Below are 1,690 nucleotides of genomic sequence, written 5' to 3'. Positions count from 1 at the left end.
GAATGTATTGTTTCATATGGATTATCTAGATGACTCTTAAAGTAATAGTACATTGAAAAATAATAACCATAATTTAATGGGTCTGTGTTTCCTGTTTCAACAACAGCAATTGGGGAAACTACTGTATTTTTAGTGCCACCAATCATTGCATTATATGTGAAATAGTCTACATCGTTTTTTACCCAAATAATATTAATGTTCAAAGATGAATCTATATCTTCATTGTCGCGATCAAAATCTTTTACATGTGTAAACTCTTTTTTGAAATTTTGTAGAATTTTTTGTTCATGTCTCTTTAACTTGATAGGAACAAGTATATTTTGCGTTTTATCATCCTTTTGTATATGTTGTCTGACATCATCACCTTGAGTGTTTTTCTTAGGATGTCTTTTCAAATAATTCTCATCAATAATGATTGTCTTACCAGTAGCTTCAATATCAGCATTCTCTTTTTCATTCAATTGATACAAAAAGAAACCATTATCATATGTAAAATTTTCTGCATCACTAATAAACCCTTGATTATCTGAACTTAAAAAATAAGATTTAATTTTCATGTCTACCTTTTTCTCAATGTCATGACTCTTCAATTGACCAACATAATGTACATTTGTACCATACATATTTTTTGTAATATCCCAATGCTTTAAGGATGTTTTTTGATGTTCAAAGTCTTTATAATTCGTAATCAACTGTATCGTTGACATTGCGACTAAAACGATTGCGATTGCTGAAATCATCATATAAAGGCCTATCATGACTTGTTTACTATAACTTTGTTTACTGTTTGTATAACGCTTAACAAAGAAATATACAGTAGTTGTTGTAAAGCTATACAATAAAACAAGTAATACGACTTCAACTAACAATACAATGAACAAGGCAATATGAATGTATGTATCTTGATAAATGATCTGGTAGCTTAAAAGCACTAAAATCATACTCAAGACAATAAATAACCATATAAAATTAGCAAATCCTTGAATAATATACTTAACAATTTGATGTTGGCGATAACCTAAATCATAGAGAATTTTCAACTGTCTTTTTTGATTTAACAAATGATGAAGTAATACAACAAATAATAGAATTATCAAAAATAATGTTAAAGCCGTACTAAAGAAATCTAATGATAAACCAGTAAGAAGGTCACCATCCATTTTATCTACCACGCCAACTTCTTTGTTTATTAACCTTATTACTTCGTGTACGTCTTTCTCTTTACCTTTTAATTGATAGATCCCTTCTTTAGTTAAATTGGTATTTTTTAAAGGGAATACTTTAATTGAAAGGCTACTATCAAAGATGTTTAACTTTTTGTTTTTTCCCGCTTTCTGTTTCAATTCATTGTCTGTTGTATGAATCAAAATTTTAGAATCATTGACATATGTAACCTTTGTAATGTGAACATGATATTTTTTTGAGAGATATGTAAAATACGGCCAGGCATCTTTCGCATGCTTTTTAGGAATATCAGTACTGTCAAAATAGAAATTAACTTTTTGACTACCTTTCTCGATATGATTATAAAAAGAGAATGATTTTGCCGAATCAACGATAATTAAACTTAATGTCAGTGTGATTACCACACATAGAAATAGAATGATTTTTTTCATATAGTTTACCTCACTCACACTCGTATTAACGCAATTGATAATCAGAAAAGATGTATGAATAGAAAACACTTTTT

General features: G+C 28.5%; 1 protein-coding gene. It reads right to left on the bottom strand.

Annotation, left to right across the window (positions count from 1 at the left end; all coding sequences use genetic code 11):
- On the bottom strand, positions 1-1,616 hold a 1,616-nt coding region (locus CD122_RS11680), incomplete at its 3' end, for a hypothetical protein (RefSeq protein WP_103359051.1).
- Positions 1,617-1,690: the final 74 nt, after the last annotated feature.

The sequence above is a fragment of the Staphylococcus rostri genome, assembly GCF_002902145.1.
In the GTDB taxonomy this organism is placed as follows: Bacteria; Bacillota; Bacilli; order Staphylococcales; family Staphylococcaceae; genus Staphylococcus; species Staphylococcus rostri.
Note: the sequence above shows the minus strand (reverse complement) of the source record. Positions and strands in the feature narration are given on the sequence as shown.